This is a genomic window from Sphingopyxis sp. GW821-FHT02C12 (genome assembly GCF_059421785.1).
Map to the genome: position 1 here is coordinate 2449479 of NZ_JBWKVQ010000001.1, position 15844 is coordinate 2465322.

Genomic DNA, 15844 nt, shown 5'->3' on the forward strand with positions numbered 1-15844 from the left:
GAACGCGCCATTCGGCATCCCTCAGTCGGTCACTTTGCGCAGCGAAAATGCCAGCAAATTGCCGTAGGTTTCGAAAATCTCGCCGTCGATCTCGTCGTCGTCGATGATGATGCCGAGGCGGTCCTCCATCTCGGTCAGCACCGTCGCGACCGCCATCGAGTCGAACTCGGGCAGCGCGCCGAACAGGCCGCTGTCCTCGGTCAGCGCCGCGGCGCGGGCCTCGCCCAGGCCCAAAATGTCGGCGAGCAGCGCGCGCAGGGTCGCATCGACGCCGGAAGAGGTGGGGCTGGCGGGGGTATCGGTCATCACGTCCTCACTCGCGTGCCGTAAGGGAACGCGCAAAAGCCTTTATCGCGGGTCCCCATGCCGCGATGCGCGACGGATTGAAAGCCTCCAATCGCCACAGCGGTTCGTGGCGGTTCATCCAGTCCTTCTTGTACCCGTCGTTGCCGGTCCCGAAATCGACGCGCTGGACCCCGTCGACCTCGATCACATGGCGGAACAGAGCGGCCGACAGCAAGGTTCCCGGCGAGGCTTTCAGGCTGTCCTCGACATGCGCGAGCTTGTGGATGAAGGCGGTGCCGTCCTCGACCGTCCAGAACTGTGCGGCGACCGGAATGCCCTTGATCCGCGCGATCCCCATGCGCAGCGTGCCGCGCGCGCTCTCGGCCTCGGCAAAGGCGCGCAGCAGGGCGGGATGGCCCTCCTCGGGCTTCCAGCTCGCGGCATAGATGCTCTCATAGGCGGCCCAGCTGCCGGGATCGAAGGCGGTGAGCAGCTGGATGTCTACCACGCCCTTCTTCGCCTTGCGCTTGACGGTGTTCTTGAGCGCGCCGGGGCGGCGTTCCCACCAGTCGTCATGTGTCAGGTCGGTCAGGTCGAGCCAGTGGCGGTCGCCTGCGGGCGTCGCCTTGACCCACCAGCCGGCGGCGCGGAGCGCGGCCGCGAGGTCGGCTTGCACCATATCGGGAATCGGATAGAGCGTCAGCCGCCCTGCCTGTTTCTTCAGCTTCGCGAACAGCAGGCGCAGCGCCGCTTTCCGGTCGCCCTCGCCGGTAAACAGTGGCCGGATCGCAAAACTGTACCAGTTGGTGAGCCCGCTCAGCTGTCCCGGCCGGTCGCGGCGCAGCGGCAGCCAGGCGGTGACATCGCCTGCATGGCCATGCGCATCGACGCGGCCTTCGCCCGCAAAACCATAGTCCGTCAGCAAGTCGAACCACGCCGCGCGGTCGAACGGCGACGCGGGCGCGGCCGCGCGCGCGTCGGCGGGCAGCCCCGCGTCATCATTAGCGCGATGTTCACCGTTCCCTTGCATAGGCTGGCGCTCTATCACCCAGTCCTAAAGAACCGATGACCGAAGCCCTGATCCCCTCGTCGCGCCCGATCGACCATCTCGCCCTTTGCGGCGCAGGTGATGCGCCGGCGTTGCTGATCGGCGACAAGGTCACGACGTTCGCCGACCTCGATGCCGGCGTCGGCCGGCTCGCCGCGTGGCTGCTCGAGCAGGTTGGCGGTCCCGGCGAACGCGTCGCCAGCTGGAGCGCGAAGACGCGGCTCGCGTGCCTGATGCCGCTCGCGGCGGCGCGGGCGGGGCTGATCCATGTGCCGGTCAATCCGCTGCTCAAGGCGCCGCAGGTTGCGCATATCCTGGCGGACAGCGGCGCGAAGCTGCTCGTCACCAATGCGGCGCGCAGCGACACGCTCGGCGAAGCCCTGCCGGTCGATTGCGTCGTGCAGGATTTGAAGATCGCCGAGGAAGTGATTGATTCGGGCGGGCAGGGGCTTCCCCCGTCGCTCGCTGAGCCCGGCGATCTGGCGGCGATCCTCTATACCAGCGGCTCGACCGGGCGCCCCAAGGGGGTGATGCTCAGCCATGCCAATCTGTGGCTGGGGGCCGAGGCGGTCGCGTCCTATCTGGAGATCGTGCCCGCCGACCGCGTGCTCGCGCTACTGCCCCTGAGCTTCGATTATGGTCAGAACCAGCTGCTTTCGAGCTGGTTCGCCGGCGCCGCCGTCGCGCCGCTCGATTACCTGACCCCGCGCGACGTCGTGAAGGCGGTCGCGCGGCATGGCGCAACGACGCTGGCGGGTGTGCCGCCGCTCTGGGTGCAGCTCGTCGAAAGCGAATGGCCCGCCGAAAGCGCGGCGCATCTCAAGCGCCTGACCAACAGCGGCGGCGCGCTGACCCCGTCGCTGATCGACGCGATGCGCGCGACTTTCCCCAATGCCGACGTCTATCCGATGTATGGGCTGACCGAGGCCTTCCGATCGACCTATTTGCCACCAAAGCTGGTCGCCGATCACCCGACCTCGATGGGCCGCGCGATCCCGCATGCCGAGATTTTGGTGTGCCGCGCCGACGGCACGATCACCGCCGACGAGGAGCCGGGCGAACTCGTCCATTGCGGGCCGCTCGTCGCGCAGGGCTATTGGCGGGATGACGAACGCACCGCCTTGCGCTTCAAACCCGCGCCGCGTGCGTCGCACTATGGCGGCATGGCGGTGTGGTCGGGCGACACGGTGCGTCGCGACGCCAATGGCCTGCTCTATTTCGTCGGCCGCGACGATGCGATGATCAAGACCGCCGGCAACCGCGTCAGCCCGACCGAGGTCGAGGATGTCGCGATCGCCTCGGGCCTGATTTACGAGGCGGTGGCGTTCGGGGTCCCCGACGCCCGGCTCGGCGCGGCGATCGTGCTGATCGTGCGCGGCAAGGGGGAGGGCAATCCCGACGGTCTCGCCGCCTATCTCAAGGCGAACCTGCCCAATTTCATGCAGCCGCAGGCGATCGAATGGCGCGCCGAACTGCCGCGCAACCCCAATGGCAAGCTCGACCGCGTCGCGATCGCCGCCGACTGGAAGGTGGCAGCATGAAACCGCATGGTCCGATCCCGCCCGGCTTCGCCGCCGATGCCGACGGCATGTTGCTGATCGGCGGCCAGCGCGCCGACGACCTCGCCGAGGATGCCGGCGACACCCCGCTGTTCGTCTATGACAGCAAGCTGCTCACCGCGCGCGTCGCCGAATGGCGCGCCGCGATGCCCGCCGAATTGCAGCTTCATTATGCGATGAAGGCGAACCCCTATGGCCCGCTGCTCGGCCATATGGCGGCGATGGTCGACGGACTCGACGTCGCGTCGGGCGGCGAGCTCAAGGCCGCGCGCACCAGCGGTATGGCGAGCGGGCACATCAGCTTCGCGGGGCCGGGCAAGCGCGACTCCGAACTCGAATATGCGATCAAGGCGGGCGCGACGCTCAATCTCGAATCGGCGGGCGAGGCCGAACGCGCGCTCGCGATCGGGGCGCGGCTCGGCATCGTCCCGCGACTCGCCGTGCGCGTGAACCCCGACTTCGACCTCAAGGGGTCGGGCATGAAGATGGGCGGCGGCGCCAAGCCTTTCGGGGTCGATGCCGCCGAGGTCGCGGCGCTGGTGGGGCGCCTGCTCGATGCCGGCGCCGACTGGCAGGGTTTCCATATTTTCGCCGGATCGCAGGCGCTTGACGCCGGCGCTATCGCCGATACGCAGGCGCAGACCGTCGCGCTCGCGGCGCGGCTCGCGAATGAGATCGGCGCGGTGCCGCCGCTCGTCAATCTCGGCGGCGGCATGGGGGTGCCTTATTTCCCCGGCGATAAGGCGGTCGATGCGAAGGCCGTCGGCGACGCGCTCGCCGCGACGCTCGCGGCGCGCGACCCGATGCTGGGTGCCAGCCGCTTCGCGATGGAACTCGGGCGCTGGCTCGTCGCCGAGGCGGGGGTCTATCTGACCCGCATCGTCGATCGCAAGACCAGCCATGGCGAGACTTTCCTCGTCACCGACGGCGGCCTTCATCACCAGCTCGCGGCGAGTGGCAATTTCGGCACCGTGATCCGCCGCAACTATCCGATCGCGCTCGCCAGCCAGTTCGGCGCCGAGCCCGTCGAGACGGTGTCGGTCGTCGGCTGCCTCTGCACGCCGCTCGACCGCCTCGGCGACCAGGTCGCGCTGCCGCGCGGCGAGGTTGGCGATCTTGTGGCGATCTTCCAGGCGGGGGCTTATGGCGCGACCGCCAGCCCCTCGGCTTTCCTCGGCCAGGGTCCGGCAAGGGAGATGCTCGTTTAAGATCCTCCCCATCGCGAAGCGTTGGGGAGGGGGACCGCCGCGAAGCGGTGGTGGAGGGGTTGAAAGGTTGCACCGACGCCTGACGGCGTCGACCCCTTCGTCAGCCCTGCGGGCTGCCACCTCCCCAACGCTACGCGATGGGGAGGATCGGAATGGCCATTTCTGTCCCGAACCGGCACAGAGTGCGACGAGCGCGGCGCAAACCTAGCCGACTACTAACGGTATATTCACCCTTTTCGGTCATCGCTGACCCTGACGCATTGGCTTTCGCCCCGGGCATTTAGCTCGCGGCGACGCCGCTGCCGCAGGAAAGGTGATACCATGACGACGTCCTTCCCCGCCCTTCGCGCCGCGCGCGTGGCCCTCGCGTGCGGGATCGCCGCGACCGCGCTGACCGGCTGCATGGGCGGCGGCGCCGCCGCGCCGCAGCTGCCGAGCGCGACCTTCGTCCAGAATCAGGAAGGGCCCGGCGAGGAATATATCATCGGCCCGCTCGACGAGTTGCAGATCTTCGTGTGGCGCAACCCCGAGCTGGGCGGCAAGGTCCAGGTCCGCCCCGACGGCCGCATCACCACCCCGCTGATCACCGACATGCCCGCGGTCGGCAAGACCCCGACGATGCTGCAGCAGGACCTCAAGCTCCAGCTCAGCCAATATATCACCGACCCGATCGTCAGCGTCATCGTCACCAGCTTCAACAGCACTTTCTCGCAGCAGGTGCGCGTCGTCGGCGCGACCGAAAAGCCCGCGTCGATCCCGTTCCGCGCCAATATGACCGTGCTCGACGCGATGATCGCGGTCGGCGGCCTCGGCGAATATGCCGCGGGCAACAAGGCGCGCCTTGTCCGTTACGACAAGGGCAGCGGCAAGCAGCATGAATATGGCCTGCGCCTCAACGACCTCGTCAAGCGCGGCGACATCAAGGCGAACGTCCGGCTCCAGCCGGGCGACGTGATCATCATCCCCGAAAGCATGTTCTGACGCGCCACCGCGCGGCCGACTCCTCAAACCTGCCAAGGACTGAAACCAGACAATGAACGGCCTTTACGACGAATTCCGGGTGGCGCTGCACAGCGTCTGGACGCGCCGCTGGCTGGTTCTGGCCGTGGCCTGGGGCATCTGCATCCTTGGCTGGCTGGCGATCGCGTCGATCCCCAACCGTTATGATTCGCGCGCCCGCCTGCTCGTCGACATCAACGAGATCGTTCCGGCCGACAGCCAGAGCGGCCCCTATGCCGACCGCGCCCAGATCGACCAGATTCGCGAGACGCTGACCAGCGCGCGCAACCTCGAGAAGGTCGCGGTGACCACCGGCATGCTCCCCGCCGGCGCCGGCGAGCGCGAAAAGGCCGGCGCGGTCGCGATGCTGCAAAAGAATATCAAGGTCATCCCGCAGCAGGAAAATATCTTCGAGATCACCTCGTCGATCGGAGTCGGCAGCCTGTCCGACGCCGACAATGCCAAGCTTGCGAGCGGCGTCCTCGACAGCCTGATCACCGTGTTCCGCGACGAACAGCTGCGCGGCGGCCGGATGACCGCGCGCGAGGGGCTGAAATTCCTCGACGCCCAGCTCGCCGACCGCGAAAAGGCGCTCGGCGAGGTCGAGGCGCGCCGCGCCGCCTTTGAGGCGAAGAATATCGGCCTGATCTCCAGCGGCACCGGTTCGCCCGGCCAGCGCATCGACGCCGCGCGCGCCGAACTCGGCCAGATCGAAACCCAGCTTGCCGCCGCCCAGGGCTCGCTCGCGGCGGCGAACGGCCAGATGGCGTCGACCCCGGCGACGATCAACGTCCCCGGCATGGGCGGCGTCGGCGGCGGTGTCGCGCGCCAGCAGCTCGCCGGGGCGCAGAACGAACTGTCGTCGATGCGCGCGCGCGGGCTGACCGACGCGCACCCCGACGTCATCGCGCTGAAAAGCCAGATCGCCTCGCTGAAGGCCATGGCCGACCGCGAAGGCGCGGGCGCCGGTGGTGGCGGCAACGCCCAGAATCCCGCCTATGCGACGCTGCAGGCGATGCGCGCCGAACGCCAGGCGACCGTCGCGGCGCTGTCGTCGCGCAAGGCGCAATTGTCGGCCGACATCAACCGCATCACCACCGCGCAGATCCAGAACCCCGGCGTCGCCGCCGAATATGAACGGATCAACGGCGAATATACCGCGCTCAAGGCGCAGTCGGACCGGCTGATGGCACAGCGCGAACAGGTGCGCATGCGCGGCGAGGTGCAGACCGAAACCGATGCGATCAAGGTCGAACTGCTCGACCCGCCGACGAAACCGACCTCGCCCGCGGCACCGAACCGGCCGCTGTTCCTGACCCTCGTGTTGTTCGCGGGCATCGGCGGCGGCATCGGGGTCGCCTTCGGCCTCGGTCAGGTGCGCACCAGCTATGCGACCGCGGCCAAGCTCGAACGCGCCAGCGGCCTGCCGGTCATCGGATCGATCACCGAGGTCGTGACGCCCGAACGGCACGCCGACCGCAAGAAGAAACTCGTCTGGCTCGCGGGAGGCAGCGGCGCGCTGGTGGCGCTGTTCGTCCTGCTGCTGGTCGCCGAATTCGTCCAGCGTGGCATGGTCGCGTGACGGGGGACAAGAAAATGAACGAACATCGCCCCATCAAGCGCACGCCCTCGCTGCTCGAACGCGCCGCCGACATGTTCGGCACCGATCCCGCCGCCGGCGCACCGACGATCGACGTCTCGGGCCTGCCCGAAGAGCCGGTCCGCAAGGGCAAGGCGAAGAAAAAGGCCGAGCCCGAAGCACCGGCGACGCCCCCCCATGCGCCCGAGGCCGAAATCCTCGACCCCGTCGTCGAGGCGGCCCCCGCGGTCGAGGCGGCGCCGAAACCGTCGCCGCGCAAGGATATTGCCAGGGCGGCGCCCGCCGTCGTGCCGACGCGTCAGGGAACGATCGATCGCGAACGGCTCGCCGCCAGCGGGATGATCGTGCCGGGGGCGGCGGTCAGCGGCATTTCCGAAGAATATCGCATCGTGAAGCGCGAACTGATCCGCAACTTTGCGGGCAGCGGCAGCCGTCCGGTGTTGCCGCGCGGCCACCGCGTGCTGATCGGCTCGGCCAATCCGGGCGAGGGCAAGACCTTCTCGGCGGTCAACCTCGCGCTCAGCCTCGCGGTCGAAACCGACCATGACGTGCTGCTGATCGACGCCGACATCGCCAAGCCCAGCGTGCTGAACGCGCTCGGGCTGGAGGATGGTCCCGGGCTGATGGACGCGCTCGCCGACCCGCACCTGCCGCTCGGCGATTGCCTGATCCAGACCGATATTCCGGGGCTGAAGGTCATGCCCGCGGGCACCGCGCATATGCACGACACCGAATTGCTCGCCTCGGCGCGCACCGAAACCTTGCTCGCCCAGCTCGAAGCGGGCGCGCCGGGCCGGATCATCATCCTCGATTCGCCGCCGGTGCTCGCGGCGTCGCCCGCCGCGGTGCTCGCCGGCCATGTCGGCCAGCTGATCATGGTGGTGCGCGCCGATACGACGCTCGAAAGCGCGCTGCGCGACGCGATCGGGCTGATGGGCGCCTGCCCGCACATCCAGCTGCTCCTCAACGGGGTCAAATATTCGCCGGGCGGTCGCCGCTTCGGCACCTATTATGGACAAGGAGGCGCCTGACCATGCGCACCACTCTCCCCCACGCGCGCCATGGCGTCATGACGGCGGTTGCCTTGCTGCTCGCGGGCACCGCGACCAGCGCGCACGCGCAATTTTCGGGTCCCGAAGGCGGCAGCGGTGATGGCGCCGCGTCGTCGGCACCGGCCTCGGCCGAAAGCGGCACCGGCAAGCGCGACGAGCGCGGCCAGAAGCGCAGCAAGCGCACGGTCGAAGTTACGCCCTATCTCGAAGTCGGGCAGGTGCTGCAGGCCGATCTCAAAAATAATGGCGATGTGCTCACCTACACGACGCTCGCCGCCGGGGTCGACGCGGTCATCGCGACGCGCCGCGCCGAAGTCGCGGCGACGCTGCGCTACGAATATCGCATCGGCGAATCGGGCGGCCTCGGCGATTCGGACACGATCAGCGGGCTGCTGCGCGGCCGTTACGAACTGGCGCGCGGGCTGAATGTCGAGGCGGGAGCGCTCGCGACGCGCACCCGTGCCGACGGGCAGGGCGCCGACAATCCGATTTTCGTCGGCAATGGGTCGAACTCCGCCGACGTCTATTCGATCTATGCCGGCCCGACCTTCGCGCGCCGCATCGGCGGACTCGACGTCGGTGCCGGTTATCGCTTCGGCTATAACAAGGTCGAGGTCGACACCCCCGCAGTGCTGCCGCCGGGTGCGACCAGCCAGGATATTTTCGACAGCTCGACCAACCATGTCGCGTGGGGCAGCGTCGGCCAGCGGCCGGGCGACCTGCCGTTCGGCTGGCAGGTGTCGGGCGGTTACGAGCGCGAGGATGCGACCCAGCTCGACCAGCGGTTCGAGGGCAAGTTCGCCCGCGCCGACGTGACGGTGCCGATCGGGCCGACCGTCGCGCTGCTCGGCGGCGTCGGCTATGAAGATATCGAGATCAGCGAACGCAACCCCGTCGTCGACGCGAACGGCGTGCCGGTCCGCGACGCGAACGGGCGCTTCGTCACCGACAAGTCGAGCCCGCGCCAGCTGTCGTTCGACACCGACGGGCTGATCTGGGACGCGGGCGTGATGTGGCAGCCCAGCCGCCGCACCTCGCTGACCGCGAAGGTCGGGCGCCGCTATGGCGACACCATCTATACCGGCAGCTTCTATTACCGCCCGGGCCATGCGACGCAGATCCAGGTCGGCGTCTATGACGGCATCTCCAGCTTCGGGCGCGGGCTTTCCGCTGGCCTCGCCGGCCTGCCGACCCAGTTCGACCCGACCCGCAACCCGATCGACGGCGATATCAACAGCTGCCAGTTCGGTGCGCAGGGCGGCGGCTGTCTCAACAACGCGCTGTCGAACGCGACCGGCGCGCAGTTCCGCAGCCGCGGCATCCAGGGTATCTTCACCAGCCGCGCCGGGGCGTGGAGCTATGGCTTTGGTGCCGGTTACGATCGCCGCCGCCTGCTCGTGCCCGCGCTGTCGCAGATTGCCGACCTCAACGGGGTGACCGACGAGAATTATTATCTCTTCGCGTCGATCGGGCGCCAGCTCGGCCGCGATGCCGACCTGTCGTTCAGCGGCTTCTACAATTATTTCGACAATGGCTCGCCGGGGGCAACCGACGTGCAATCCTATGGCGCGTCGGCGGTCTATTCGCAGCGCTTCTGGCGCGGGCTGACCGGCAGCGCGGCGGCCAGCCTCACCGGCTTCGACCAGGACGGTTTCAACAGCCAGCTCGTGGCATCGGCGCTGTTCGGTCTGCGCTACAATTTCCGGTAACGGGGAAGATAATATGTACGATCAATATTACGGCTTTACGGGACGTCCTTTCCAGCTGACGCCGGACCCGAATTTCTATTTCGAGAGCGGCACCCACCGCAAGGCGATGTCCTATCTCGGCTATGGGCTGGCGCAGGGTGAAGGCTTCATCGTGATCACCGGCGACGTCGGCGCGGGCAAGACGACGCTCGTCGGCCATCTGATGAACACGATCGACCCCAACCGCCTGACCGCGGTCAAGCTGGTGTCGACGCAGGTCGAGGGCGACGACCTGCTGCGCCTCGTCGCCGAACAATTCGGGCTCGACTGGGAAGGCGAGAGCAAGGCCGAACTGCTGCGTTCGATGGAACAATATCTGCGCGAACAGGCGCGCGCCGGCCGCCGCACGTTGCTGATCGTCGACGAGGGCCAGAATCTCGCGATCTCGGCGCTTGAAGAATTGCGCATGTTGTCGAACTTCCAGCTCGGCGGCCATTCGCTGCTGCAGATATTCCTGCTCGGCCAGCCCGAATTCCGCCAGACTTTGTTCCACTCGCCGCAGCTCGAACAGCTGCGCCAGCGGGTGATCGCGACGCATCATCTGGACCCGATGGAGCCCGAAGAGGTCGAACCCTATATCCTCCACCGCCTCGGTAAGGTCGGCTGGACCGGCAACCCCAGCTTCAGCCCCGACGCCTTCGAGGAAATCTTCGATTACAGCGAAGGCGTGCCGCGCAAGCTGAACGTGCTGGTCAGCCGCCTGTTGCTGTTCGGCGCGGTCGAGCAACAGCATCGCATCACCGCCCAGCATGTCCGCGACGTCGTCGCCGAGATCGAGGCCGATCGCGGCATCGATGCGAAGACGCTGGTGCCGCCCGCGCCGGTCGAACCGGCTTTTGCCGCACCCGCACCCGCCGCCTTCGCACCGGCGCCGGTGGCGTCGCTCGCGGCGATGGCCGCCCCGGCGCCGAAACCCGAACCGGTGTGGCCCGAACCCGCGCCCGTGGTGGCCGCCGCACCCGAACCCGCGGAGCCCGAAGAGGCGCCGTTCGAACTGGTCGAGGCCTTCGTCGAACCCGAAGCAGAAGCCGAACCCGCGCCCTTTGCCGCCCCGGTCGCCGAGGTCGAAGCCCCGCTCGAATGGCCGGCTGCCGCCGCCGTCGCCGAACCGGTCGTCGAAGCCGAAAGCGTCGAAGCGCCGCCGCCGCCCTTCGCCGCCCCGGACGAAGAAGCCCCCGCCATGGGCCTCGAACGCCTGTCGATGCGCGCCGCGCTCGAAGAGGTCGACATCCTGCCGCCGTCGCACGCCGCGACGAGCTTCGTCGAAGCCCGCTCGCTCGTCGCCGAACAGCTTGGCCTCGCGCCCGCGGCGGCCGCCGAAGTCGAACCCGTTGCCGAAGCGCGGCGTTTCGCCATTGCCCCCGACCCCGTCGAAGCCGCGGTCGAGCAGGAAAAAGAAGCATCCGAACCGAGCGCGGCCTTCGCCGAACCCGAAGCGATCGCACCCGAACCGGTCGAAGCCGAGGCATCGGTCGACGCCCCGGCGGCCGCATTGGTCGACGAGGCGCAACTGGTCGCGCTCCAGCGCCAGCTCGCCGGGCTGGAGGCGCGGATCGCCGAGCAGGATGTGGCGCTGCGCCGTGTGCTTGATTTGTTGATCGATTGGGTCGAACGCGATCCGGCGAATGCGCCCGATCCGACGCTGACGCAGACCTGGGCCGCCTGACGGCGTCCCGGTCGCGGCTAGCTGCCGGATCGATGAAGGTGAGGGATCATGCAGAACGGCCTGTCGGTCGATGTCGAGGACTGGTTCCAGGTCGGCGCCTTTGAGCGCGTGATCGACCGCGCCGACTGGCCGGCGCTCGAATGCCGGGTCGAGGCGAATTGCGACGCGGTGCTGCAACTCTTCGCCGAGGCCGGGGTCAGCGGTACCTTCTTCACATTGGGCTGGGTCGCCGAGCGCTATCCGGCGCTGATCAAACGCATCGTCGATGCGGGACACGAACTCGCGAGCCATGGGTACGACCACCAGCGCGTGTTCGCGATGACCCCCGACGCTTTTGCCACCGACCTGAAGAAAACGCAGGCGATCCTCGAGGATCTCGGCGGCGTCCCCGTGCGCGGCTATCGCGCGCCAAGTTTCTCGGTCGACCAGCGCACCCCATGGGCGCATCCGATCCTTGCCGAACAGGGCTATGCCTATTCGTCGAGCGTCGCGCCGGTGGTCCACGACCATTATGGCTGGCCCGCCAGCCCGCGCCACGCCTGGCGCCCGGTCGCGGGCAGCGACCTGGTCGAATGGCCGGTGACCACCGCGCGCTTCGCCGGGCGCACGCTTGCGGCCGGGGGGGGCGGCTTCATGCGCCTGCTTCCCTATGGCTTCACCCGCTGGGCGATCGCGCGCATGAACGCCGAAGGGCATCCCGCTATCCTCTATTTCCACCCGTGGGAGATCGACCCCGGCCAGCCGCGCGTCGCCGATGCGCCGCTGAAATCGAAGATCCGCCATTACAGCGGTCTCTCGGCGATGGCGGGCAAGCTCAAGAAACTGCTCGACGATTTTGAATGGACGCGCGCCGACGCTTTGCTGCCCGCGCAACAGGGCCGCGCGGTGCCGTGGCAGCAGGCGGCATGAACGCGCCGCTGCATCCGGTCGCCGCGCCGCTCTCCGACGACGCGGCGTGGGACGCCTATGTCGCCGCGCACCCCGACGCGACGCCCTTTCACACCCGCGCCTGGTGCGAGGCGATCACGAGGGCGACGGGGCACAAGCATCATCTGATCGCGCAGCGCGATGCGGCGGGGCAGATCGTGGGCATCCTGCCGCTGCACCATGTCCGCTCGCCGCTGTTCGGGCAGGCGCTTGTCGCCAGCGGCTTTGCGGTTGGCGGCGGCCTGCTCGCCGACAATGCCGACATCGCTGCGGTATTGGCCGACGCTGCGATCGACCTCGCCGGCTCGCTCGGCGTCCCGTCGATCGAATTGCGGGGTGGTTCGTTGCCAGAGGGATGGCCTATCGAGGAGGGTGTCTACGCCGGCTTCGCGCGGGACCTTGCCAGCGACGAAGAGGCCGAACTCCTCGCTATCCCCCGCAAGCAACGCGCCGAGGTTCGCAAGGCGCTTGGGAGCGATCTGAAGGTCACCGTCGGCACCGACGAAGCCCACCGCGCCGACCACTACCGCGTCTACGCCACCAGCGTCCGCAACCTTGGCACGCCTGTGTTCCCCAAGTCCTTGTTTTCACATGTTCTTGACGCATTCGGATCCGACGCCGACATCCTCAATGTGCGCAACGATCGTGAAGTTGTGGCCGGCGTCCTCAGCCTCTATTGGCGCGGCACCGTCATGCCCTATTGGGGCGGCGGCCTCGCCTCCGCGCGCGGCTCACGCGCCAATGAAATGATGTACTTCGCGCTGATGAACCACGCGCGTTCCCGGGGTTGCACCCGCTTCGACTTCGGCCGCTCGAAACTTGGAACCGGGCCATACAGCTACAAGAAGAATTGGGGCTTCGAGCCCGAAGCACTGACCTACGCGCGCTGGCTCGCCGAGGGTGAGACCCCGCGCGACACCAACCCGACCAGCGCCAAATACCGCCTGCAGGTCGACCTGTGGAAAAAACTCCCGCTCTGGGCCGCCAACCGCATCGGACCGCTGATCGCGCGCGGGCTGGGTTGATGGCCGAAATCCTGTTCCTCGTCCACCGCGCGCCCTGGCCCCCCGACCGCGGCGATCGCATCCGCAGCTGGCATATGTTCGAGGCGCTGGCGAAGCTCGCGCCCGTCCATGTCGCCGCGCTCGCCGACAATGAAGCCGAGGCCGAGGTCGCGCGCCGCAAGATGGCGCCGCTCTGCGCGAGCCTTGCCATCGAGGTGCGCAAGGTCTCGCGCCCGCTCGCGCTGGCGCAGGCGGTGCTGCGCGGCGAGCCGGTGTCGAACCGGCTCTTCCGGAACGCCGCGCTGGCGCGCCATGTTGGCGGCCTGATCCGCCACGGCGAGATCAGCCATATCGTCGCCTTCTCGGGCCAGATGGCGCAATATCTGCCCGCCGATTTCGCCGGCCCGGTGCTGATGGACTTCGTCGACGTCGATTCGGCCAAATTCGCCACCTACGCCGCGCAGGACAAGCGCCAGCCGCTGCACTGGGTCCATGCGCGCGAGGCCGACCGGCTTGGCGCCTATGAGGCCGAAGTCGCGGGCCGTGTCGACGCCAGCCTGTTCGTCAGCACCGCCGAAGCCGCGCTGTTTCGCGGTCGCAGCGGCCTTGATGAGGACAGGGTCCGCGCGGTCGAGAATGGCATCGACACCGACACATTCGATCCGTCCTTGCCGCATGATCCGGTCGGGCAGGGCGAAGGCCCGCTCGCGGTGTTCACCGGCCAGATGGACTATCGGCCGAATATCGATGCGGTGCGCTGGTTTGCCACCGACATATTGCCGCTGATCCGCCGGTGCCATCCGGCGGCGCGCTTCGCGATCGTCGGCCGTGCGCCGACCGACGAGGTGCGCGCGCTCGCCGACCTGCCCGGTGTGGCCGTCACCGGCGAGGTGCCCGACGTGCGCCCCTGGCTCGCCGCCGCCGACGCGGTGGTCGCGCCGTTGCTGCTCGCGCGCGGCATCCAGAACAAGCTGCTCGAGGCGATGGCGATGGCGCGGCCGGTGGTCGCGAGTGCCGCCGCCGCCGAGGGCATCGATGCGACGCCCGGCGATCATCTGCTCGTTGCCGACGGGGCTGATGCCATGTCGGCCGCGGTGTGTTCGCTTTTCGACGACCGCGATCGCGCGCGGGCGATGGGGCAAGCCGCCCGCAAACGGATGATCGCGCGCTACGGCTGGGATGCCCGCCTCGCGCCGCTCGGGCAATTGCTGGGGCTCGCGGCATGATCGCGGGGGCGGCGAACCTCGTTCGTCCGAAAAGCTGGACGCGCTGGCAAGCGCATCTGGCCGCGCTGACCGGGCTGTCGGCGGCGATCGTTGCGCTCTTTCACCGCGACGCCGCCGATATGGCGGGCATCTGGTGGCACAGCTCGACCTTCACCCACTGTCTGCTGATGGTGCCGATGATCGGCTGGCTGGTGTCGCAGCGCGCCGCGCTGCTGCGCCCGCTGACCCCGGTCTTTTGGTGGCCGGCGCTGATCTGGATGGCGGGTGGGGGGCTGGTGTGGCTCGTCGGCGAAGCGGCGGGCGTCGGGCTGTTCCGCCAGCTCGGGCTGGTGCTGATGCTGCAGGGCGCGGTCGCGGCGACGCTGGGCGAGAAGCTGGTGCGCGGGCTGCTCTTCCCGCTCGCCTACGCGCTGCTCCTCGTGCCGTTTGGCGAGGAGTTGGTGCCTTTGCTCCAGACGCTCACCGCACATATCAGCATCGTGCTGCTCCATCTGATCGGGCTCGACGCGCATATGGAGGGGGTGTTCATCACCACCCGCGCCGGTTTCTTCGAGGTCGCCGAGGAATGTTCGGGGATCAGTTTCCTGATCGCGATGTTCGCTTACTCGACCTTTGCCGCGCATCTCTGTTTCAAAAGCTGGGCCCGGCGCATCGTCTTTGTCGTCGGCGCGCTCGCGACGACGATCCTCGCCAACGCGCTGCGCGCCTGGGGCACGATGGTCGCCGCCGAAATCTGGGGGATCGAGGCGGCGGGCGGGATCGATCATATCTTTTATGGCTGGATCTTCTTCGGACTCGTCATCCTGATCGTGATGCTCGTCGCGCGCCGCTGGTTCGACCGCCCGGCGAACGACGTCGCGGTCGATGTGTCGGGGCTTCAGGGCGCGCCGCGCTTTGCGGGCGCTGCGAAGGCCGTGCTGCCCGCTGCGCTGGCGGTGCCGTTGCTGTTCGCCGGTTGGGCGGCGCTCATCGGTGCGCGCTCGGCGCCGCTGCCTGACAAGATGGAGATCGCCGTCCCCGCCGGCTGGACCGAGACGATCGGCGAAGGCACCGTCTGGGCGCCGCGTTTCGCCGGTGCCGACCAGCTCTGGCTCCGCCATTTCATCGATGGCAAGGGGCGCCGCGTCGCGGTCGGACTAGGCGGCTACGAACGGCAGGACGAGGGGCGCGAGGTCGTCGCCTTCGGGCAGGGCGCGATCGACCCCGACAGCCAATGGGCGTGGAGCGCGGCGCTGCCCGCGATCGACGGCGGCAAGACCGAACGGGTGCTGCACCCCGGTCCGGTGCTGCGCGACGCCGCGACCTTCTATTTCGTCGACGGCGCGGTCACCGGCAACCCCCGCGCCGCGAAGCTCGCCGGTCTCAAGGCGCGTCTGCTCGGCGGCGACCCGCGCGCGCTGTCGCTGATCGTGTCGAGCGAGGAGCGGCAGGGCGGCGTATCTGCGATCACCGATTTCGTTTCCGCGTCGGGCGGAGCGCAGGCGATGGCTGACCGCGCGCTGAAACTGCGCTAGAGCCTCGC

General features: G+C 68.4%; 12 protein-coding genes and 1 pseudogene. 11 read left to right on the forward strand and 2 right to left on the reverse strand.

Annotated features, from left to right (window positions below; genetic code table 11):
* Positions 1 to 21: 21 nt before the first annotated feature.
* Positions 22 to 306, reverse strand: a complete 285-nt coding sequence (locus AC07U1_RS11740) for a phosphopantetheine-binding protein (RefSeq protein WP_056346809.1) — start codon at positions 304 to 306, stop codon at positions 22 to 24.
* A 7-nt stretch (positions 307 to 313) separates the two neighbouring features.
* Positions 314 to 1315, reverse strand: coding sequence for a GNAT family N-acetyltransferase (locus tag AC07U1_RS11745; RefSeq protein WP_495176391.1), 1002 nt, complete (start codon positions 1313 to 1315; stop codon positions 314 to 316).
* Positions 1316 to 1350: 35 nt separating this feature from the next.
* On the opposite strand from AC07U1_RS11745, the gene AC07U1_RS11750 reads away from it, so the two are divergent.
* The 11 genes and pseudogenes from AC07U1_RS11750 to xrtA all read left to right on the forward strand — a co-directional run bounded on the left by AC07U1_RS11750 (position 1351) and on the right by xrtA (position 15836).
* Positions 1351 to 2874, forward strand: coding sequence for an acyl-CoA ligase (AMP-forming), exosortase A system-associated (locus AC07U1_RS11750; protein ID WP_495176390.1), 1524 nt, complete (start codon positions 1351 to 1353; stop codon positions 2872 to 2874).
* A complete protein-coding gene (locus AC07U1_RS11755) occupies positions 2871 to 4100 on the forward strand; it encodes a pyridoxal-dependent decarboxylase, exosortase A system-associated (protein ID WP_187140312.1) in 1230 nt (409 codons plus the stop codon). Before AC07U1_RS11750 ends, AC07U1_RS11755 begins: the two co-directional genes overlap by 4 nt.
* 321 nt (positions 4101 to 4421) lie before the next feature.
* Positions 4422 to 5081 carry an XrtA/PEP-CTERM system exopolysaccharide export protein gene (locus AC07U1_RS11760; protein ID WP_056346818.1) on the forward strand — a complete coding sequence of 220 codons (660 nt, stop codon included), beginning with the start codon at positions 4422 to 4424 and terminating at the stop codon, positions 5079 to 5081.
* Between the two features lie 52 nt (positions 5082 to 5133).
* Complete coding sequence (locus tag AC07U1_RS11765; RefSeq protein ID WP_495176389.1) at positions 5134 to 6681, forward strand: XrtA system polysaccharide chain length determinant; 1548 nt, start codon at positions 5134 to 5136, stop codon at positions 6679 to 6681.
* Between the two features lie 14 nt (positions 6682 to 6695).
* A complete protein-coding gene (locus AC07U1_RS11770; RefSeq protein WP_495176388.1) occupies positions 6696 to 7730 on the forward strand; it encodes a P-loop NTPase family protein in 1035 nt (344 codons plus the stop codon).
* Positions 7731 to 7732: 2 nt separating this feature from the next.
* A complete protein-coding gene (locus AC07U1_RS11775) occupies positions 7733 to 9460 on the forward strand; it encodes a hypothetical protein (RefSeq protein ID WP_495176387.1) in 1728 nt (575 codons plus the stop codon).
* Positions 9461 to 9473: 13 nt separating this feature from the next.
* Positions 9474 to 10439 (forward strand): annotated as a pseudogene (locus AC07U1_RS11780) (XrtA/PEP-CTERM system-associated ATPase); the annotation flags it as partial.
* A gap of 774 nt (positions 10440 to 11213) precedes the next feature.
* Positions 11214 to 12074 (forward strand): XrtA system polysaccharide deacetylase, encoded by an 861-nt coding sequence (locus AC07U1_RS11785; protein ID WP_495176386.1) that lies wholly within the window; start codon positions 11214 to 11216, stop codon positions 12072 to 12074.
* Positions 12071 to 13117 (forward strand): FemAB family XrtA/PEP-CTERM system-associated protein, encoded by a 1047-nt coding sequence (locus AC07U1_RS11790; protein ID WP_495176385.1) that lies wholly within the window; start codon positions 12071 to 12073, stop codon positions 13115 to 13117. The genes AC07U1_RS11785 and AC07U1_RS11790 overlap by 4 nt, the downstream gene beginning before the upstream one ends.
* Positions 13117 to 14322, forward strand: coding sequence for a TIGR03087 family PEP-CTERM/XrtA system glycosyltransferase (locus AC07U1_RS11795; protein ID WP_495176384.1), 1206 nt, complete (start codon positions 13117 to 13119; stop codon positions 14320 to 14322). The genes AC07U1_RS11790 and AC07U1_RS11795 overlap by 1 nt, the downstream gene beginning before the upstream one ends.
* Positions 14319 to 15836: an exosortase A gene (xrtA, locus tag AC07U1_RS11800; protein ID WP_495176383.1), complete on the forward strand. Its 1518-nt coding sequence runs from the start codon at positions 14319 to 14321 to the stop codon at positions 15834 to 15836. Before AC07U1_RS11795 ends, xrtA begins: the two co-directional genes overlap by 4 nt.
* The last annotated feature ends 8 nt before the right edge of the window (positions 15837 to 15844 follow it).